A 21,863-nucleotide genomic window follows, 5' to 3' on the forward strand; every position below is an offset into this window, starting at 1 on the left:
GAATATGCGATTAACTACAGAAAAATAAATGAGAAATATCTATAGTATATATAAGGAGCATTACAAAGCACTGATTTCTCTCGGATTGCCCATTGTAATCGGGCAAATAGGAGTTATTGTGCTGGGGTTTGCCGATACGTTGATGATCGGACATCATAGTACGATAGAACTGGGTGCTGCTTCCTTCGTCAATAATGTATTCAATCTGGTGATTATTTTCAGTACGGGCTTCTCGTACGGGCTGACCCCTATCGTGGGAGGTTTGTATGGAACTCATCAGTACGCTTCGGCAGGACAGGCGTTGCGTAACAGCCTGCTGGCAAATTTGTTGGTGGCACTCTTGCTTACCATCGGTATGACTGTCCTTTATTTTAATGTAGGAAATCTGGGACAGCCGGAAGAACTTATTCCCCTGATAAAACCTTATTATCTGGTTCTGCTGGCTTCGCTCGTATTTGTGATGCTGTTCAATGGCTTCAAGCAGTTTACGGATGGAATTACGGATACTAAGACCGCTATGTGGATATTGCTTGGCGGAAATGTGCTGAATATTATCGGCAATTATATCCTGATATACGGAAAGCTGGGCTTGCCGGAAATGGGCTTGCTGGGTGCAGGTATCAGTACGCTGTTCTCGCGTATCATGATGGTAGTCGTTTTTATCATTGTCTTTATGCGGAGTCCGCGTTTTCTTCGTTTTAAGCTCGGCTTCTATCGTCTGGGATGGTCGAAGGCTATATTCGGACGTTTGAATTCGCTGGGTTGGCCGATTGCTTTTCAGATGGGGATGGAGACAGCTTCGTTCAGTCTGAGTGCGGTGATGATTGGCTGGCTGGGTACCATTGCGCTGGCTTCTCACCAGGTCATGCTGGCTATTTCCCAGTTTACGTTTATGATGTATTACGGGATGGGGGCAGCTGTGGCTGTCCGTGTGAGTAACTTTAACGGGCAGGGCGATATACTCAATGTACGTCGTTCGGCTTATGCCGGTTTTCATTTGATGATGGCGTTGGGCGTCGTGCTTTCTTCCATCGTATTCCTCTGCCGCAATTATCTGGGAGGCTGGTTTACCGATAGTACCGAAGTGGCGGCTATGGTAACTTCGCTTATCCTTCCGTTCCTTGTATATCAGTTTGGAGATGGATTGCAGATAACCTTTGCCAATGCCTTGCGTGGAATCTCAGATGTAAAACTGATGATGCTGATTGCCTTCATTGCTTATTTCCTTATTTCGCTTCCGGTCGGCTATTTCTGCGGATTCGTGTTGGAGTGGGGAATCATAGGTGTCTGGATGGCATTTCCTTTTGGGTTGACCAGTGCCGGTCTGATGTTATGGTGGCGTTTCCATCACAAGACGAAACTACCGCCTTCCATTCAAAATTCATAATTTAAAATCATCATTGCCTATGGCTTCCTTTCGCTCCACCAAACTGAAAATAACCATCGGCTATATATTGCTGCTGGCGATTCTTCTTTTTTCTCTGGTCTTTGTGCATCAGGAGATGGAGACGCTGTCGGCTGCGGACGATCAGCAGAATCTGCGGACAGACAGTCTGCTGAGTCTTCTTCATGAGAAAGATCAGAATACCCTTCAGATGCTGCGGGTGCTGAGCGAGGCGAATGACAGCTTGCTTTCCGCCTCGGAGATTGAAGAAATCATATCAGAACAGCAGGACTCGGTGATTACTCAGCAACGGGTACAACACCGGGTCATTACCAAACGCGATTCTCTGATCACTACTCCGAAGAAGAAAGGCTTCTTCAAACGATTGGGGGAAGTGTTCGCGCCTTCTAAGAAAGATACTGCCGTGCTGGTCAATACTTCTCTGGAAGTTGCCACCGATACGATTCTGGAACCTGTCAAGTCGGCGGACTCCCTTCAGCATAAAATTCGCATGGCTACCGAAGAGAAACGGTTGCAGCGGAGGCGAACGATCCGGCGTACCAGTACGAGGTATCAGCGGATGAATACACAGCTGACCGCAAGAATGGATAGTCTGATAAAAGGATACGAGGAGGAAATGTCTGTGCGTGCCCGTCAGGATGCGGAACTTCAGCAAGAGGTGCGGATGCGTTCGGCTAATATCATTGCCGGGATCGCCATTGGCGCCGTATTTTTATCCGCCTTTTTCCTGATCTTAATTATGCGGGATATTACTCGTAGCAACCGTTATCGGCGTCAGCTCGAAGAAGCGAATAAGCGGGCGGAAGATTTGCTTGTTGCCCGTGAGAAACTGATGCTTGCCATTACCCATGACTTTAAGGCACCATTAGGCTCGATCATGGGATATACGGAACTCTTGTCCCGCCTGACCGAAGATGAACGGCAGCGATTCTATCTGGACAACATGAAAAGTTCTTCAGAACATTTACTGAAGTTAGTAAGCGACTTGCTTGATTTCCACCGTCTTGACCTCAATAAAGCGGAAGTGAACCGGATTGTTTTTAATCCTGCTCAGTTGTTTGAAGAAATCCGTGTTTGCTTTGAACCTCTGACGGCGGCTAAAGGCTTGGTCTTGCAATGTCATATCGCTCCGGAATTGTCGGAGAAATATATCAGTGATCCTTTACGTATTCAGCAGATAGTGAATAATCTCTTGTCTAATGCGGTGAAATTCACTCAGCAGGGCAAGATCACACTAACTGTCGGTTATAACGCTTCGAAGCTGACAATAGCGGTTGCGGATACCGGCAAAGGGATGGCATCGGAAGACCGGGAACGCATCTTCCAGGAATTTACCCGCCTCCCCGGTGCGCAGGGAGAAGAAGGATTCGGACTGGGATTGTCCATTGTGCATAAGCTGGTTCTTCTGCTTGAAGGTACGATTGATGTACAAAGCACGTTAGGAAAAGGAAGTTGCTTTACTGTCGTGTTGCCACTTTTTCCGGTAGGCAAGTCAATAGTGGAAAATAAACCTTTCGGAAGCAGAATCAAGAAAACGTCGAAAGATACGGATGCTTCTCCGGAAGAAACAGATGTTTCTCCGGAAGAGACAGATGCCGTACCGGCCATGAAGGTGATCCGTGTGCTTCTGATTGATGATGATAAGATTCAGCTGAACCTGACTGCTGCCATGTTGAAACAGCACGGTATCGATGCTGTCTGCTGCGAGCAGTTGGAAGAGCTGATAGAGCAACTGCGCTCTTCGACGTTTGATGTGCTGCTGACCGATATACAGATGCCTGCTATCAACGGTTTTGATCTGGTCAAATTATTGCGTGCCTCTAACATTCCGCAAGCCCGCAATATTCCTGTCATTGCTGTCACGGCACGCAGCGAAATGGATGAGAAGGCTTTGCATGAACACGGCTTTGCCGGATGCCTGCACAAACCTTTTACGGTGAAAGAATTGCTGGTAACTCTGAATGAAGGACAAAGGTCAGCTGATGAGGCGCATATAACACATGATATGCAATTGATTGCAGATGCGCTACCTAAAGATACTTTATTCAACTTTTCTGCACTGACTGCCTTCTCGGAAGATGATTCGGAAGCGGCGTGTTCTATTATCCGGACTTTTATCGAAGAGACCGGCAAGAATGCCGACCGGATGCAACAGGCATTAACTGACCGGGAGGTGGATGGAATAGCCGCTATGGCTCATAAACTCCTTCCGCTTTTCACCTTGATCGGAGCATCTGAGTCAGTCACTTCATTAAGATGGCTGGAGTCTTGCCGGGGGGAAGAATTCTCCGAAGAAATAGAAAAGACTACGCTGGAAGCTTTGGAGGCGGTGCGTAAAGTTGTTCGTGCTGCTGAGGAGTATAGTCTCGGTTTACATTAAATCTCTCCCGGCAGCTCCTTTGGAACAGCCTATATAGTGCCATGTTTGTGCCACCTTGTTGGCACAGTTGTGCCAAAGGCATGTCACAGTCGTGCCACTGCGGTGGCACAAGCGTGCCAACGTAGTGGCACGGGCATAAGTGTCTTATCCTAAAAATGGTTGTCACTATTAGAGGCTGGTTACTAAAAAGGTTGTTACATTCTATTATTTTATACTGAAAAAGTTTCTAGTTTGCATGTCTCTATTCTACAAAGGTTGTCATTAAAAAAAATAATGGACAAACCCAAATGTTCTCCGGTTCTCGGTGAAACAAAAATACAATAAATTTATGTATTCCATGCCTGTCCTTTCATTTTTTCCACAGTGATTTTCCTGGTACTTCACCGTAATACACATCTATCGGTTTTTTCATGCCGATGCTCATATGTGGTCGTTCATTATTATAGAATTCTATCATTTTTCCGATTTGTTCCCGTGCTTCCTGTTCATCCTTAAACAATGACATGCCGTATATCCATTCTGTTTTCAAAATCCCGTTCATCCTTTCAGCGACAGCATTGTCAGTGGGATTGTAGCATTCAGTCATACTCACGCGTATATGATGTTCCACCAACAGGTGAATGTAGGCATCACAGGCGTACTGCGCGCCACGGTCGGAGTGATGGATAGTTCCACATAGATTCCCGCCTCCGGCTATGACTATAGCCTGTTCTAATGCCTGTAAAGTGTATTTGGCATTAAGACCGGAAGAAAGTATCCACCCCAGAACTGCATGTGAATATATGTCAGTCAGCAGATGGAGATAACACACGCCACCTTCAATCCATATATACGTTATGTCACTGACCCAAATATGATTCGGATATTGTGCCGTTACGCCTTTTATCAGATTCGGGTATTTTTTGTACAGATGGTTCGAGTCTGTTGTATGCCTGGGTTTCTTAGGGGGTAGCATCAGACGCTCGGAACGCATTAAGTTAAGGAATGCATCCCTGCCACCAATCACATCACCACCATAAATGGAACGCAGCTCGTAATGGAGCTTCAAACCGCCTATGCCAGGATCCTTGGAACGATAATACAGGATTGAATCCACAATCATTTCCCTTATCTGCTTGCGTGAGAGAGAAGATTTGTGTTTCTTGTAGTAGGCCTGGGAAGACTTGCCAAACAGTCCGCAAAGAGTCTTCAGACTGATAGCCGGAAACTCTTCGCGAAGACCTGTGACTATTTGGCACCATCTTTTTTTAAGATGGAAATTCCTTCCTCCTTTTCCGTGGTTTCAATCAGCTTTTTAAAGGCATGAGAACGAAGTTTCTCCAGTTCAAGGGCTTTTCGCAGACGGAGAACCTCTTCTTCTAGAAGCTGTTCCTTGGATTTTGGTGCATCCTTCATTTTCAATTCGGAGATTAGTTCAGGGGGCAAAGATAGTAAATCTGAATCAATAGGGTACTGATGCAGCCATTTTATCAATACTGAATGACTACTTAAACCCCATTTCTTAGCAGTTGAAATCTTTGACATACCGCTAGTGTAATAGTCTATTAAGACTTCCAATTTGAAAGTCTCAGAATAACTCTTAGGAGATTGATTTGGCATATTTTTTCGGTTTTTATGCCTCTAAAAGAGTGTCAACCTAAATCCGTATAAGACATAAGCTCGTAGCACAGTGAGGAAGGTGCTGCCTTAACAAGTATCTAACCTTCCGAATGAACAGAATGAACGGGATGAAATTGCGCTAAATGTAACCATAACCTCCGCCTTTTTCACATTTTAGCTCTTGGACAAACCTTTTTTCAAAGTAATTTGTTTACTTTGTATCACTTTTACACTGACACATCCTGCATGAAACGAAAATGGATAAGACGGGTGGGCTGGATATTGCTTACTCCTATAATACTTTTTGTAATACTGATGGTATTACTTTATATACCTCCTGTTCAGAATCTTTTGCGCCGGGAGGTTACTGCGTATGCTTCTAAGGCAACCGGAATGCAGATTCAGGTGGAACGGATAGACCTTCGTTTTCCATTAAATCTGCTGGTACGAGGGGTGGAAGTCATACAGCAGCCGGATACCTTATTGTCTTTGGAAAGCCTGAATGTCCGCGTACAGGCATGGCCGTTGCTCAAAGGAAAAGTCGAAGTTGACGAGGTTACCTTAAGTCAGGTGGCGGTCAATTCAGCCAATCTGATAGAGGGGATGCAGATAAAAGGCGTTTTGGGACGCTTCTTTCTGCAAAGTCATGGGGTCGATTTATCGAACGAAACGGCAGTTGTTAATCGGACAGAGCTATCCGATACTCATATACAACTTCTGATGACTGATACCACGACCACTCCCAAAGACACGACGGCATCCGCCCCTGTGAACTGGAAGGTGAATCTTCATCAACTGAAGTTGAAGAATGTATCATTCGGTATGAAACTTCCTGCCGACTCCATGAAGATGGCGGCGTACATAGGCGAAGCGACCATTGATGACGCCAAAGCGGATTTAAAGAACCAGTTTTATGGATTGAAGCAATTCCTTTTGTCGGGTGCCTCCGCCAGTTATGACACCGGAGAGGCCCAACCGTCGGAAGGTTTTGACGCCTCTCATATGGCAGTCCGGAATATCCGCATCGGATTGGACTCTCTGCTCTACGAAGGCAGAAATATGAACGTTGTGATTCGTGAAATAACGATGGAAGAGCGTTCGGGACTGAGTATTACTTCACTGACAGGGCGACTCTTTTCGAATGATTCTATCATCCGCATTCCTGAACTGAAACTGCAAACCCCACATTCTGAAATAGACCTGTCTGCCCAGACTTATTGGGAACTCGTAAATATCCCGACGACAGGACGTTTATCCGCCAGCTTTAACGCACATATAGGTAAAGAGGACGTGATGCTTTTTGCCGGCGGACTGCCTCAAACGTTTAAAGAAGCATATCCGTTCCGTCCGTTAGTGATCCGTGCCGGTACGGATGGGAATCTGAAAGAAATGCAGATTTCGCGCTTCACAGTAGACTTGCCGGGAGCTTTCTCGCTAAAGGGGGGAGGAATCCTTGAAAACCTGACGGACAGTCTGACTCGTTCGGGAACTATTGGGCTGGATATGGTTACCCGGAATCTGAACTTCCTGACAGGATTGACCGGAGTCACACCCGATGGCTCTTTGGTAATTCCCGACAGTATGAGTCTCAAGATGAAGATGGAGATGAACGGCCCGCAGTATAAAGCAAAACTCGATCTGAGAGAAGGCAAGGGCAGCATGAATGTAAATGCCGCATTAAATAGTTCGACAGAGGCTTATACGGCCGATCTGAAAATAAACGATCTGCAACTGCATCATTTTCTCCCGAAAGACTCGATTTATGAACTGTCTCTTTCGGCAGATGCCAAGGGAAGAGGGCTGGATGTCATGTCCTTCCATTCTTTAGCCAATCTGAATCTTTCTTTGGACCAGCTTCATTACGCCCGCTATCATCTTTCGAATGTTCATTTGACGGGAAATCTCAAAGGTGCTTTGGCAACGGCTCAGCTTACGAGTGATAATGAACTCTTGAAAATGACGGCGGATGCAGAATATAATTTAGCTCATAGCTATCCGGACGGTAAAGTGACAATTGACGTTACTCAGCTTGATTTGTACGAACTGGGACTTATGCCCAAGCCGATGAAGCGTCCGTTGGCATTCAATTTAAGCGGAGAGGCACGGCAGAACCGTGTTTTCACTCATTTCACCGCCGGTGATATGAAACTGAATCTGAGTGCCCGTGCCGGTGTATATCCTCTGATTCGTCAGTCTACCCATTTTGTAGATGTGTTGATGAAGCAGGTGGATGAAAAACTCTTGGATCATGCTGCTTTGCGTGAAGCATTGCCATCGGCCATTTTCTCTTTCTCGGCAGGAAAGGAGAATCCGTTGGCATACTATATGGCAATGAAGAATATATCGTTCCATGATGCTTCCATGAAATTCGGCACTGCTCCCGATTGGGGAATCAACGGAAAAGCAGCCATCCATGCTTTGAAAGTGGATACCTTGCAACTGGATACGGTCTTTTTCACCGTCAAACAAGATACTACCCGTATGAACCTTCGTGCCGGAGTAATCAACGGACCGAAGAATCCCCAGTTTTCCTTCTCCACTATTCTGACAGGCGAGATTCGCGACCGCGATGCCGAGCTGCTGGCAGAATATAAGAACGAAAAGGGGAAAACCGGTGTGTTGCTCGGAGTCAATGCCCGTCCGCTCGTTGGAGGACGTGGAAAAGGGGATGGACTCGCTTTTACACTGATTCCGGAAGAACCGATTATTGCGTTCCGTAAATTCCATTTCAACGAAGATCATAACTGGATTTATCTACATAAGAATATGCGCGTGTATGCCAATGTGGATATGTGGGATGATGAAGGTATGGGATTCCGTGTGCATTCGGTACAGGGAGATACGGTCTCTTTGCAGAATATCGATGTCGAAATCCGGAGAATCCGCTTGGATGAAATAACGAGCGTACTGCCTTACTTCCCCGAAATCACCGGATTGTTCTCGGCAGAAGCACACTACATACAGACCGAAAAAGACCTTCAGCTCTCTGCGGAAGCATCCATTGATGAACTGACTTATGAACGCCAGCGCATTGGTGATATTACGTTGGGAGCTACATGGCTACCGGGCGAACAGGGAAAACAATACCTCAACGCTTATCTGAATCATGATAAGGTAGAAGTGCTGATAGCAGATGGCAAGCTGCTCCCTACTTCGACGGGAAAGGATAGCCTGGAAGTAAATACGACGCTGGAACATTTCCCGCTTCGTATTGCCAACGCCTTTATTCCCGACGGGCTGGTTACGCTTGCCGGTGATATGGACGGTGACCTGAATATAACAGGCAGTACCGAGCAGCCATTGATAAACGGCGAACTGATACTGGACAGCGTATCTGTCCTGTCACGCCAGTATGGTGCTAACTTCCTGTTTGATAACCGTCCTGTGCAGTTGAAGAACAATCGTCTGATATTTGATAAGTTCGCCATCTACACCACAGGAAAGAATCCGTTTACGATCGACGGTTATGTCGATTTCCGTGATATGTCCCGACCGATGGCGAGTCTGAATCTGCTGGCGGAAAACTATACCTTGTTGAATGCGAAGCGTACCCGCGAAAGCCTTGTCTACGGAAAAGTCTTTGCGGACTTGCGGGCAACCATAAAAGGCCCGTTGGACGGGTTGAATATGCGTGGAAACCTGAATCTGCTGGGCAATACGGATGTCTCGTATGTACTGACCGATTCACCGCTGACCGTACAGGATCGTCTGGGAAGTCTGGTGACATTTACTTCATTCAGTGATACTACGACAGTTGTCCGCCAGGAAGTGCCTACCGTATCTTTAGGTGGGCTGGATATGCTGATGATGGTTCATATCGACCCTTCAGTCAGGGTGAAAGTGGACTTGGATGCCAGTGACAATCGTATCGAACTGGAAGGAGGCGGCGATCTTTCGATGAAATACACTCCACAGGGAGACCTGACATTGACCGGACGTTACACACTGAGCGGTGGACTGATGAAGTATTCTCTGCCTATCATTGCAGTCAAGGAATTTGCCATTGATAACGGCAGCTATGTAGATTGGACCGGAAACCCGATGGACCCCATGCTGAATTTCAAGGCAACCGACCGTATCCGTGCTTCTGTATCCGAAGGAGAGAACGGAGGAACGAGAATGGTTAACTTTGACGTTTCCATTGTCGTAAAGAACCGGTTGGACAACCTGTCTTTTGCTTTCGACGTAGCGGCCCCGGAAGATGCGACCATACAGAATGAACTGACAGCAATGGGAGCGGAAGAACGTGGAAAACAGGCACTTTATATCATGTTGATGAAAACCTATCTCGGCACCGGACCGATCGGCGGTGGAGGCGGCGGACTTGGCAAGCTGAATATGGGTTCTGCCCTGAACTCCGTACTGAGCAGTCAGATAAATTCACTGATGGGTAACCTGAAGAATGCCAGCGTCTCTGTGGGTGTCGAAGATCATGACGCCTCGGATACTGGCGGCAAGCGTACGGATTACAGTTTCCGTTATTCGCAGCGCCTCTTCAATAACCGCTTCCAGATTGTAATCGGCGGTAAGGTATCGACGGGCGAAAATGCGACGAATGATGCCGAATCCTTCATTGACAATATCTCTTTGGAATATCGTCTGGACCGTACGGGAACCCGTTATGTCCGTTTGTTCTACGATAAGAACTATGAGAGTGTACTCGAAGGCGAGATTACGGAAACCGGAGTCGGTCTGGTACTTCGCAAGAAACTGGATAAACTCAGTGAACTGTTCATCTTTAAGAAAAAGAAGTAAGAATGAAAGATATACGTATTAACATATTAGCAGGCTGTCTTATAGGTATAGTGTTGTTCTCGGCGTGTTCGGTGACGAAACATCTGCCCGAAGATGAAATACTCTATACCGGAGGAAAAACGGTGATTGTCAATAAATCATCGACACGGGTTGGTGAAACTGCTTTGACGGAAATCAATGCGGCACTTGCCAAAACTCCCAGTACTACTCTGTTGGGAGGTTTTCTGCCTATTCCTTTTAAAATGTGGATGTATAATGACTTCGTGAAATACAAGAAAGGATTCGGTAAGTGGATGTTTAACCGCTTTGCCGCCAATCCGCCTGTCTTTATTTCTACTGTCAACCCCGAAGTACGTGTCAAGGTGGCCACTAACCTGCTCCGTGATTACGGATATTTCAATGGAAAAGTGACTTACGAGACCTTGGTCGATAAGAAAGATAGTCTGAAAGCAAGTCTGCTTTATACGGTAGATATGAAGAATCCTTATTTCATAGATACTGTGTATTATCAGCGTTTCACTCCCCAGACTCTGAAGATCATGGAACGCGGACGTCGTATGTCTTATATCACCCCCGGCGAACAGTTTAATGTGGTGGATTTGGATGAAGAACGTTCCCGTATCAGTACCCTTTTGCGTAATCGGGGATATTTCTACTTCCGTCCGGACTATATGACCTATCAGGCGGATACAACCTTGGTTCCCGGCGGACATATCAGTCTTCGTCTGATTCCTCTTCCGGGATTACCGGCTGCCGCTCAACGTTCTTACTATGTAGGAGATGCTTCGGTCTATCTCTTCGGAAAGAATGGCGAGGCACCTAATGACAGTATCTTGTACAAGAATCTGAATATCCACTATTATGATAAATTGCAGGTCCGTCCGAATATGCTCTATCGATGGATGAACTATCAGCAGTTTGTACGGAGCAAACAGATGAGGGCTTCCAACCGTACCCGCCTTTATAGCCAGTACCGGCAGGAGCAGGTGCAGGAGAAATTGAGTCAGCTCGGTATATTCAGCTATATGGATATGCAATATGCTCCCCGAGATACGACAGCGGCTTGTGATACACTGGATGTCACTATGCAGGCTACGTTTGCCAAACCGTTGGATGCGGAACTGGAACTGAATGTAGTAACGAAGAGTAATGACCAGACCGGTCCTGGTGCATCTTTCGGTGTCACCCGTAATAATGTATTCGGAGGTGGTGAAAGCTGGAACGTAAAACTGAAAGGCTCTTATGAATGGCAGACCGGAGGCGGTGAGAAGAGTTCACTGATGAACAGTTGGGAAATGGGGCTTTCTACTTCTCTGACTTTCCCGAGAGTCGTGTTCCCGCATCTGGGTAAAAGGGAGTTTGATTTCCCGGCCACGACGACCTTCCGTCTGTATATCAACCAGCTGAACCGGGCAAAGTATTATAAACTGCTGTCCTTTGGCGGCAATGCTACATACGATTTCCAGCCCTCCCGTACCAGCCGGCATAGTATTACTCCTTTTAAACTGACATTTAATGTCTTGCAGCATCAGTCTGCGGAATTTAAAGAGATAGCTGAAGCTAATCCTGCACTGTATGTCAGTCTTAGGAATCAGTTTATTCCGGCGATGGAATATACGTATACGTATGACAATGCTTCGGTTCGCAGGATAAAGAACCCTATCTGGTGGCAGTCTACCGTCACTTCGGCGGGTAATATCACTTCCCTTATTTACCGTGCTTTTGGCAAGCCGTTCAATGAAGAAGATAAAAGTTTATTAGGTGCTCCGTTTGCACAGTTTGTGAAGTTGAATACGGAGTTGCGTCATTTGTGGAACATAGATAAGAATAATGCGATAGCCAGTCGGGTGGCAGTAGGTGCACTGTTTACTTATGGCAACGCTACGATAGCTCCCTATAGTGAACAATTTTATGTAGGTGGTGCCAATAGTATCCGCGCTTTTACAGTGCGCAGCGTCGGTCCGGGCGGTTATCATCCGGAAGAGGGAAAATATTCCTATCTGGATCAGACCGGTACATTCCGCTTTGAGGCGAATGTGGAATATCGTTTCCGTATTTTCAAGAGCTTTTGGGGAGCTACCTTTCTGGATGCAGGAAATGTGTGGTTGTTGCGCAAAGACAGAAAGCTTTTGGCTGATGGAAAAGAAGCACGTCCCGATTCACAACTGCGTCTGAAGACTTTCCCTAAACAAATAGCTTTGGGAACCGGTGTCGGTATCCGTTATGATATGGATATTCTCGTATTCCGTCTCGACTTCGGTATTCCTCTGCATCTGCCTTATGATACGGATCGTAGCGGCTATTATAATGTAACCGGAGCTTTCTTTAAGAATCTGGGAATACATTTTGCTATCGGTTACCCGTTCTAATGAATGATTTTTGTACGATTTTAGTGAATAATGATTGATATTTGTCCTGTTGGATTCAACTATTTTTGTAAATTTGCAACGAAATCTGATGCCATTGACATCACTAACCTTTTAATATTACACAATTTATGAAACCAACTTTATTCTTATTGGCTGCTGGTATGGGTAGCCGTTATGGAGGCTTGAAGCAATTGGACGGACTGGGTCCTAACGGCGAAACTATTATGGATTACTCTATCTATGATGCTATCAACGCAGGATTTGGTAAGCTTGTATTTGTAATCCGCAAAGATTTTGAACAGGATTTCCGCGAAAAGATTATTTCTAAATACGAAGGCCATATTCCTTGCGAACTGGTATTCCAGTCTATCGATGATCTTCCGGAAGGCTTCACTTGTCCGGCAGACCGTACCAAACCATGGGGTACAAATCATGCGGTAATGATGGGAGCTGATGTGATTAGTGAACCGTTTGCGGTAATCAACTGCGATGACTTCTATGGTCGTGACTCGTTCCAGGTAATGGGCAAATTCCTGTCTGCTCTTCCCGAAAATTCCAAGAATGTTTATTCAATGGTAGGTTTCCGTGTAGGAAATACGTTGAGCGAGAGCGGTACGGTATCTCGTGGTATCTGCAGTACAGATGCTAACAACTTGCTGACTTCCGTAGTGGAACGTACGAAGATTCAACGTCTGGACGGTGAAGTAAAATACATCGATGATAACGGTGAATGGACAGCTACTCCTGATACGACTCCGGTTAGTATGAACTTCTGGGGTTTTACTCCCGACTATTTTGCTTACAGCGAAGAGTTCTTCAAGACTTTCCTGAGCGATCCGAAGAACATGGAGAACCTGAAGAGCGAATTCTTTATCCCGCTGATGGTGGATAAATTGATTAACGACGGAACTGCAACTGTGGAAGTTCTGGATACTACCAGCAAATGGTTTGGGGTAACTTATCCGGAAGACCGTCAGAGCGTAGTGGACAAGATTCAGGCATTGGTAGATGCCGGTGAATACCCTGCTAAATTGTTCTAAAGAAAAGCTTTTGATAAAGATCAGGAAGCAGTCATTCTTATGAATGACTGCTTTTTTTGTCTTTCATAACGGATAATACTGCCCTTTATCCAATAATTATTCATTATCTTTGCAATCCAAAATCTTATAAATCAGAGACAGAAGTGATTTCAGTAGAAGGATTATCAGTAGAATTTAATGCGACACCGCTCTTTGCGGATGTCAGCTATGTGATCAATAAAAAAGACCGCATCGCTTTGGTCGGCAAGAACGGTGCGGGCAAATCGACTATGCTGAAAATATTGGCAGGTCTGCAAACACCGACCCGCGGAGTGGTAGCCGTCCCCAAAGATGTAACGATCGGCTACCTGCCGCAAGTCATGATTCTTTCGGATGTCCGCACGGTGATGGAGGAAGCAGAACTCGCCTTTGAGCATATTTTCGAACTTCAGGCAAACCTTGAACGGATGAATCAGCAGCTTGCCGACCGCACCGACTATGAATCCGAAGAATACCACCAGTTAATAGACCGCTTCACACACGAAAACGACCGTTTCCTGATGATGGGTGGAACCAATTTTCAGGCGGAAATAGAACGTACTCTGTTGGGATTGGGCTTTAGCAGGGAAGACTTTAACCGTTCGACTTCCGAATTCTCCGGCGGCTGGCGTATGCGTATCGAACTAGCGAAGCTCTTGCTCCGTCGTCCGGATGTGCTGCTCCTTGATGAGCCGACTAACCATCTGGATATCGAGAGTATACAATGGCTGGAGAACTTCCTGTCTACCCGTGCCAATGCTGTTGTGCTGGTCAGCCACGACCGTGCTTTCCTTAATAATGTAACTACCCGTACGATTGAGATTACCTGCGGTCAGATTTATGATTATAAAGTGAAGTACGATGAGTTTGTTGTATTACGTAAAGAGCGTCGTGAGCAGCAGCTCCGTGCCTATGAGAATCAGCAGAAGCAGATACAGGATACGGAAGACTTTATCGAACGCTTCCGCTATAAGGCAACCAAAGCCGTGCAGGTGCAGAGTCGTATCAAACAACTGGAAAAGATAGACCGTATCGAGGTCGATGAGGAAGATAACTCTTCCCTCCGCCTGAATTTTCCTCCTGCCAGCCGTAGCGGGAATTATCCGGTTATCTGTGAAGATGTACGCAAGGCATATGGACATCACGTTGTTTTCCATGATGTGAATCTGACGATCAACAGAGGAGAAAAAGTCGCATTTGTCGGAAAGAACGGAGAAGGTAAATCTACGTTGGTGAAATGTATCATGGGCGAGATCGATTTTGATGGTAAACTGACGATCGGACATAACGTTCAGATCGGTTACTTTGCACAGAATCAGGCGCAGATGCTGGATGAAAACCTGACGGTATTTGATACGATCGACCGTGTGGCGACAGGAGATATCCGGTTGAAGATACGTGACATTTTGGGTGCATTCATGTTTGGCGGAGAGGCTTCGGATAAAAAAGTGAAAGTACTTTCCGGTGGAGAACGTACCCGTCTGGCTATGATTAAGTTGCTGCTGGAACCGGTGAACTTCCTGATTCTGGACGAACCTACCAATCATCTGGATATGCGTTCCAAAGATGTACTGAAGGAAGCGATCCGCGAATTTGACGGAACAGTGATACTTGTCAGCCACGACCGTGATTTTTTGGACGGACTTGCGACTAAAGTATATGAGTTCGGTGGTGGAATAGTGAAAGAACATCTTGGCGGTATTTACGATTTCCTGCAAAAGAAGAAGATCGACAGCCTGAATGAACTTCAGAAAGGAGCTTCTCTCTCTACTTCTCCTACCGCATCTGCCAAAGGAAACGAAGCGGATACAGAGCAACCTTCGGAGAACAGACTCTCGTATGAAGCGCAGAAGGAACTCAATAAGAAGATAAAGAAGTTGGAACGCCAGGTGGCGGACTGTGAGGCTTCGATTGAAGAAACGGAATCGGCAATCGCCATTCTGGAAGCAAAGATGGCAACCCCGGAAGGAGCATCGGATATGCAACTGTATGAACGGCATCAGAAGCTGAAACAGCAATTGGATACCACCGTTGAAGAGTGGGAACGGGTTTCGATGGAACTGGAAGAAGTGAAAAACTAATTTATTATATAATATGAAAGTAACCAAGTATTTACCAATTCTTGCCGTATGCCTTATGACAACAGGATGTAATAGCAAGAAAGAGGCCGTACTAACGTCCGGTATCGACCTTGCTAATCTGGATACCACGGCAATGCCGGGTACAAGTTTTTATCAGTATGCCTGCGGTGGGTGGATTGAAAGTCATCCGCTGACAGACGAGTATTCACGCTTCGGCTCTTTCGATATGCTTCACGAGAAAAGCCGCGAACAGTTGAAAGAACTGATTGCCGAACTGGCTGCAAAGAAAGACAATGCTCCGGGCAGTGCTGCCCAGAAAGTGGGTGATCTTTATAACATCGCTATGGACAGCGTGAAGCTGAACAAAGAAGGAGCAGCTCCGATCAAAGAAGAAATGGCGGCTATCGATGCGCTCAAAGATAAAGAAGAGATTTACACCTACATTGCCGAAAGTCAGAAGAAAGGAATACGTCCTTACTTTACCATGTTTGTTAGTGCGGATGATATGAACAGCTCTATGAACATGGTGCAGACCTATCAGGGCGGTCTCGGAATGGGACAGCGTGACTACTATCTGGAGAATGACGAGCAGACGAAGAGTATCCGCGATAAATATAAGGAACACCTCGTTAAAATGTTCCAGTTGGCCGGCTATGACGAAGCTACCGCACAGAAAGCAATGGTGGCCGTGATGAACATCGAAACACGTCTTGCCAAAGCTGCCCGTTCTCAAGTAGAATTGCGTGATCCGCATGCCAACTATAATAAGATGGACATGGAAACGCTGAAAAAGAACTTTCCTACTTTCAACTGGGATGTTTACTTCACTACTTCGGGACTGAGTGACTTGAAAGAAGTGAATATCGGTCAGCCTGCAGCTATGAAGGAAGTTGCCGATGTTATTAATACAGTACCTCTTGAAGACCAGAAGTTTTATCTTCAATGGAATCTGATCGATGCCGCAGCTTCTTTCCTTAGTGATGATTTCGTGGCACAAAACTTCGACTTCTATAGCAAGACAATGTCCGGCAAGAAAGAAATGCAGCCTCGCTGGAAACGTGCGGTAAGCACTGTAGACGGCTCTTTGGGTGAAGTCGTAGGGCAGATGTATGTCGAAAAATACTTCCCTGCCGCTGCCAAAGAACGTATGGTTGGACTGGTGAAGAATTTGCAGACTTCTCTGGGCGAACGCATCAAAGCGCTGGAATGGATGAGCGAACCGACAAAGGTGAAAGCATTAGAGAAACTGGCTACCTTCCATGTAAAGATAGGTTACCCGGATAAATGGAAAGATTACTCTGCTCTGGAGATCAAAGACGACTCTTATTGGGCAAATATCGAGCGTGCCAGCCAATGGGATTTCAATGACATGATTGCGAAAGCCGGTAAGCCGGTCGACAAGGACGAATGGTTGATGACACCTCAGACGGTGAACGCTTATTATAACCCGACAACCAACGAAATCTGTTTCCCAGCCGCTATCCTGCAGGCTCCGTTCTTTGATATGAACGCTGACGATGCGATGAACTATGGTGCTATCGGTGTGGTAATCGGCCATGAAATGACTCACGGATTCGATGATCAGGGTCGTCAATACGACAAGGATGGTAACCTGAAAGACTGGTGGACAGAAGAAGATGCTAAAAAGTTCGAGGAACGTGCTCAAGTGATGGTTAACTTCTTTGACAGCATAGAAGTGGCTCCCGGTGTACATGCAAACGGTGAACTTACTTTGGGAGAGAACATTGCCGACCACGGTGGCTTGCAGGTTTCTTTCGCAGCTTTCAAGAAAGCAATGGAAACAGCACCGCTGGAAGTTGTTGACGGATTTACTCCCGAACAACGTTTCTTCCTTGCTTATGCTAATGTATGGGCAGGACACATCCGTCCGGAAGAGATTCTCCGACTGACCAAACTCGATCCTCACTCTTTAGGAAAATGGCGTGTGGACGGGGCATTGCCTCATATCCAGAACTGGTACGAAGCATTCAATATCACAGAACATGATCCTATGTTCGTAGCGAAGGACAAACGAGTGTCTATCTGGTAATAGATTTTGATTAGAAGCTCTATATGAGAAGAAGCGTTGACTTTCCAACAGGAATAGTCAACGCTTTTTTTTATTAATTCACACCTTATTTATTACGTACGATAAACAATATTTCGTAACTTTGCGCATCAAATACTTAATAAGCAATTCAATGTCAGAGTCTAAAAGAATAAAAACTGCATTGGTATCTGTATACCATAAGGAAGGTTTGGATGAAATTATTACCAAACTTTACGAAGAAGGAGTAGAGTTTCTCTCAACAGGTGGAACTCGTCAGTTTATTGAATCACTAGGATATCCCTGTAAGGCAGTGGAAGATTTGACCACTTATCCTTCCATCCTTGGTGGTAGAGTGAAGACATTACATCCGAAGATTTTCGGAGGTATCCTTTGCCGTCGTGACCTGGAACAGGATATTCAACAGATTGAAAAGTATGAAATCCCCGAAATAGATTTGGTTATTGTCGACCTGTATCCGTTTGAAGCTACCGTAGCTTCCGGCGCATCCGAAGCAGACATCATTGAAAAAATCGATATAGGTGGAATCTCTTTGATTCGTGCTGCTGCCAAGAATTATAACGATGTCATCATCGTGGCTTCTCAGGCACAATATAAGCCATTGCTGGATATGCTGATGGAACATGGCGCTACTTCTTCACTCGAAGAACGTCGCTGGATGGCAAAAGAAGCGTTTGCCGTTTCTTCTCACTACGACTCAGCTATCTTCAATTATTTCGATGCCGGCGAAGGTTCTGCTTTCCGTTGTTCGGTAAACAACCAGAAGCAACTCCGTTACGGTGAAAACCCTCATCAGAAAGGTTATTTCTACGGAAATCTGGATGCGATGTTCGATCAGATTCACGGTAAGGAAATCTCTTATAACAACTTGCTGGACATCAATGCTGCCGTCGATCTGATCGACGAATACGAAGATTTGACTTTCGCTATCCTGAAACATAATAATGCTTGCGGCCTGGCTTCTCGTCCAACTGTACTGGAAGCATGGACAGATGCGTTGGCTGGTGATCCCGTTTCCGCTTTCGGAGGCGTATTGATTACTAACGGAGTGGTTGACAAAGCAGCAGCCGAAGAGATCAACAAGATATTCTTCGAAGTGATTATTGCGCCGGACTATGACGTAGACGCGCTCGAAATTTTGGGACAGAAAAAGAACCGCATCATCCTGGTTCGCAAAGAAGCCAAACTGCCGAAGAAACAGTTCCGTGCTTTGCTGAACGGTGTATTGGTGCAGGACAAAGATATGAATATTGAAACGGTTGCCGATCTGAGAACTGTGACAGACAAAGCTCCTACTCCGGAAGAAGTGGAAGATCTGTTGTTTGCCAACAAGATTGTTAAGAACAGCAAGTCGAACGCTATCGTGCTGGCAAAAGGCAAACAGCTTCTTGCAAGCGGTGTGGGACAGACTTCACGGGTAGACGCCTTGAAGCAAGCGATTGAAAAAGCCAAATCATTCGGATTCGATCTGAACGGTGCGGTAATGGCTTCAGATGCTTTCTTCCCCTTCCCGGATTGCGTGGAAATAGCAGACAAAGAAGGTATTACGGCAGTCATCCAGCCGGGCGGCTCGGTGAAAGACGATCTTACTTTTGCTTACTGCAACGAGCACGGTATGGCGATGGTGACCACCGGTATCCGTCATTTTAAACATTAAAAACAGGCATTAAGTATTAGGTATTAAGTATTAACCTTGCGGATAAGGCAGTCTACTTTATACCTGATACTTTATACCTAATACTTAATACTTAATACTTTATATTAATGGGATTATTCTCTTTTACACAAGAAATAGCGATGGACTTGGGGACAGCCAATACCATCATCATCACAAACGGGAAAATTGTGGTGGATGAGCCTTCGGTTGTGGCCTTGGATCGCCGTACAGATAAGATGATCGCCGTTGGGGAAAAGGCGAAGTTGATGCACGAAAAGACCCACGAAAATATACGTACTATTCGTCCGTTGAGGGATGGAGTGATCGCCGACTTCTATGCTTGCGAGCAAATGATGCGCGGTTTGATTAAACAGGTAAATACTCGTAATCACTTGTTTTCGCCGTCACTTCGTATGGTGATCGGTGTACCGTCGGGAAGTACGGAAGTAGAACTCCGTGCCGTTCGTGACTCAGCCGAGCATGCCGGTGGACGTGACGTCTATCTGATATTCGAACCGATGGCTGCGGCAATCGGTATCGGTATTGATGTAGAAGCGCCCGAAGGAAACATGATTGTGGATATAGGTGGTGGGTCTACGGAAATTGCCGTTATCTCTTTGGGAGGTATCGTTTCCAACAACTCTATCCGTATCGCCGGTGATGATCTGACTGCGGATATCCAGGAGTACATGAGCCGTCAGCATAATGTGAAAGTCAGCGAACGTATGGCAGAACGTATTAAGATCAACGTAGGTGCTGCACTGACCGAGCTTGGCGATGACGCTCCGGAAGATTACATCGTTCATGGACCGAACCGTATCACAGCTCTTCCGATGGAAGTGCCCGTATGTTATCAGGAAGTGGCTCACTGTCTGGAGAAATCCATCTCCAAGGTTGAAACAGCCATCCTGAGTGCATTGGAAAATACGCCGCCCGAACTGTATGCGGATATTGTACACAACGGTATCTATCTTGCCGGTGGTGGTGCATTGCTTCGCGGACTGGACAAGCGTTTGACAGATAAGATTAACATACCTTTCCACATTGCTGAAGATCCTTTGCACGCAGTAGCCAAAGGTACGGGTGTGGCATTAAAGAATGTAGACCGTTTCTCTTTCTTGATGAGATAAATAATACGGATCATTATTCATGCGGAATTTAATAAACTTCCTTTTGAAATACAATTACTGGTTCCTCTTCATCGTATTAGAGGTAGCCAGTTTTGTTTTGTTATTTCGGTTCAACAACTACCAGCAGAGTACTTTCTTTACATCTGCCAATGTCGTTGTGGGGGCAGTTTATGAAGTTTCGGGAGGAATAAGCTCTTATTTCCATCTCAAATCGGTCAACGCAGACTTGCTGGATCGTAATATGGCGCTCGAACAGCAGATCACTAATCTGGAAAAGGCGTTGCGGGAGCATCAGGTTGATTCGGTTACTGTAAACAGCATCAAGGAGATACCTCTGACAGATTATCAGTTGTTCAAGGCACACGTCATTAAGAACAGTCTGAATCAGGCGGATAATTATATAACGCTCGATCAGGGTTCTTCTGCCGGTATCCGTCCCGAAATGGGAGTGGTGGACGGAAACGGAATTGTGGGCATTGTCTATGAAACCTCCTCTTCGTATTCACTCGTGATATCGGTATTGAACAGCAAGTCAAATATTAGTTGCAAGATTGTCGGAAGTGACTACTTTGGTTATCTGAAGTGGGAGCATGGAGATTCCCGCTATGCGTATCTGAAAGATTTGCCTCGTCATGCAGAGTTTAATCTGGGTGATACGGTGGTGACAAGCGGCTTCTCTACCGTATTCCCCGAAGGAATCATGGTAGGAACAGTCGATGATATGTCCGACTCGCACGACGGATTGTCTTATTTGTTGAAAATCAAGTTGGCTACCGATTTCGGCAAGGTGAGTGATGTGCGGGTGATAGCCCGGAACGGTCAGCAGGAACAGAAAGAACTGGAAAATAAGGCTGTGAAATAATGATAATTACCTATATACATAGAATCGGATGGTTTATCGGGCTGGTACTTCTTCAGGTACTGATCCTGAATAACGTACATATTGCCGGATATGCTACTCCCTTTCTCTACATTTACTTTATCCTGAAATTCGCTTCCGGAACTTCCCGGAATGAGTTGATGTTGTGGGCTTTCTTCTTCGGACTAACCATTGATATCTTTGCCGATACTCCGGGGATGAATGCTGCGGCAACCGTGTTGCTGGCTTTCCTTCGTCCGTCTTTGCTGCGCCTGTTTACTCCGCGTGACAATCTGGACAGTATCATCCCTTCTTTCAAGAGCATGGGCATCACTCCTTTCCTGAAATATACCACGGCAAGTGTTTTTGTCCATAGCCTGGCATTACTCAGCATTGAGTTCTTCTCATTTACCAGCATCTGGCTGTTGTTATTGCGGGTGATTTCGTGCACCCTTCTGACTTTAACCTGCATTCTTGCTGTAGAAGGAATAAGGAGATAGGA

At 45.9% G+C, this 21,863-nt stretch carries 13 protein-coding genes; 11 read left to right on the forward strand and 2 right to left on the reverse strand.

The window, feature by feature from the left end:
• The first annotated feature begins 28 nt into the window (after positions 1-28).
• Both ACHLI0_RS16675 and ACHLI0_RS16680 read left to right on the forward strand, forming a co-directional pair.
• Positions 29-1,387, forward strand: coding sequence for an MATE family efflux transporter (locus ACHLI0_RS16675; RefSeq protein WP_055220334.1), 1,359 nt, complete (start codon positions 29-31; stop codon positions 1,385-1,387).
• A 19-nt stretch (positions 1,388-1,406) separates the two neighbouring features.
• Positions 1,407-3,785 carry an ATP-binding response regulator gene (locus ACHLI0_RS16680; RefSeq protein WP_490749715.1) on the forward strand — a complete coding sequence of 793 codons (2,379 nt, stop codon included), beginning with the start codon at positions 1,407-1,409 and terminating at the stop codon, positions 3,783-3,785.
• A gap of 349 nt (positions 3,786-4,134) precedes the next feature.
• Here the strand turns inward: ACHLI0_RS16680 and ACHLI0_RS16685 are convergent, their stop codons facing one another.
• Entirely contained in the window at positions 4,135-5,016 is an 882-nt protein-coding gene (locus ACHLI0_RS16685; protein ID WP_490750164.1) for an IS3 family transposase, read from the reverse strand.
• Positions 5,013-5,384 carry a hypothetical protein gene (locus tag ACHLI0_RS16690; protein WP_258971489.1) on the reverse strand — a complete coding sequence of 124 codons (372 nt, stop codon included), beginning with the start codon at positions 5,382-5,384 and terminating at the stop codon, positions 5,013-5,015. Before ACHLI0_RS16690 ends, ACHLI0_RS16685 begins: the two co-directional genes overlap by 4 nt.
• Before the next feature lie 246 nt (positions 5,385-5,630).
• Here ACHLI0_RS16690 and ACHLI0_RS16695 point away from each other — a divergent pair, with 246 nt between their 5' ends.
• The 9 genes from ACHLI0_RS16695 to mreD all read left to right on the forward strand — a co-directional run bounded on the left by ACHLI0_RS16695 (position 5,631) and on the right by mreD (position 21,861).
• A complete protein-coding gene (locus ACHLI0_RS16695; RefSeq protein WP_490749716.1) occupies positions 5,631-10,139 on the forward strand; it encodes a translocation/assembly module TamB domain-containing protein in 4,509 nt (1,502 codons plus the stop codon).
• Between the two features lie 2 nt (positions 10,140-10,141).
• Positions 10,142-12,508 (forward strand): translocation and assembly module lipoprotein TamL, encoded by a 2,367-nt coding sequence (gene tamL / locus ACHLI0_RS16700; protein ID WP_074859259.1) that lies wholly within the window; start codon positions 10,142-10,144, stop codon positions 12,506-12,508.
• A 128-nt stretch (positions 12,509-12,636) separates the two neighbouring features.
• Positions 12,637-13,548 (forward strand): nucleotidyltransferase family protein, encoded by a 912-nt coding sequence (locus ACHLI0_RS16705; RefSeq protein WP_008762743.1) that lies wholly within the window; start codon positions 12,637-12,639, stop codon positions 13,546-13,548.
• A gap of 143 nt (positions 13,549-13,691) precedes the next feature.
• A complete protein-coding gene (gene abc-f, locus ACHLI0_RS16710; protein ID WP_490749717.1) occupies positions 13,692-15,647 on the forward strand; it encodes a ribosomal protection-like ABC-F family protein in 1,956 nt (651 codons plus the stop codon).
• A gap of 13 nt (positions 15,648-15,660) precedes the next feature.
• Positions 15,661-17,697 carry a M13 family metallopeptidase gene (locus ACHLI0_RS16715; RefSeq protein ID WP_055220327.1) on the forward strand — a complete coding sequence of 679 codons (2,037 nt, stop codon included), beginning with the start codon at positions 15,661-15,663 and terminating at the stop codon, positions 17,695-17,697.
• A 151-nt stretch (positions 17,698-17,848) separates the two neighbouring features.
• On the forward strand, positions 17,849-19,372 hold the full coding sequence (gene purH / locus ACHLI0_RS16720) for a bifunctional phosphoribosylaminoimidazolecarboxamide formyltransferase/IMP cyclohydrolase (RefSeq protein ID WP_490749719.1): 1,524 nt from the start codon (positions 17,849-17,851) through the stop codon (positions 19,370-19,372).
• Between the two features lie 107 nt (positions 19,373-19,479).
• Positions 19,480-20,502, forward strand: coding sequence for a rod shape-determining protein (locus tag ACHLI0_RS16725; protein ID WP_008762747.1), 1,023 nt, complete (start codon positions 19,480-19,482; stop codon positions 20,500-20,502).
• A 19-nt stretch (positions 20,503-20,521) separates the two neighbouring features.
• On the forward strand, positions 20,522-21,364 hold the full coding sequence (mreC, locus tag ACHLI0_RS16730) for a rod shape-determining protein MreC (RefSeq protein WP_016269863.1): 843 nt from the start codon (positions 20,522-20,524) through the stop codon (positions 21,362-21,364).
• Positions 21,364-21,861 carry a rod shape-determining protein MreD gene (gene mreD, locus ACHLI0_RS16735; RefSeq protein WP_008762749.1) on the forward strand — a complete coding sequence of 166 codons (498 nt, stop codon included), beginning with the start codon at positions 21,364-21,366 and terminating at the stop codon, positions 21,859-21,861. Before mreC ends, mreD begins: the two co-directional genes overlap by 1 nt.
• The last annotated feature ends 2 nt before the right edge of the window (positions 21,862-21,863 follow it).

The sequence above is a fragment of the Bacteroides sp. RCH18 genome, assembly GCF_058231005.1.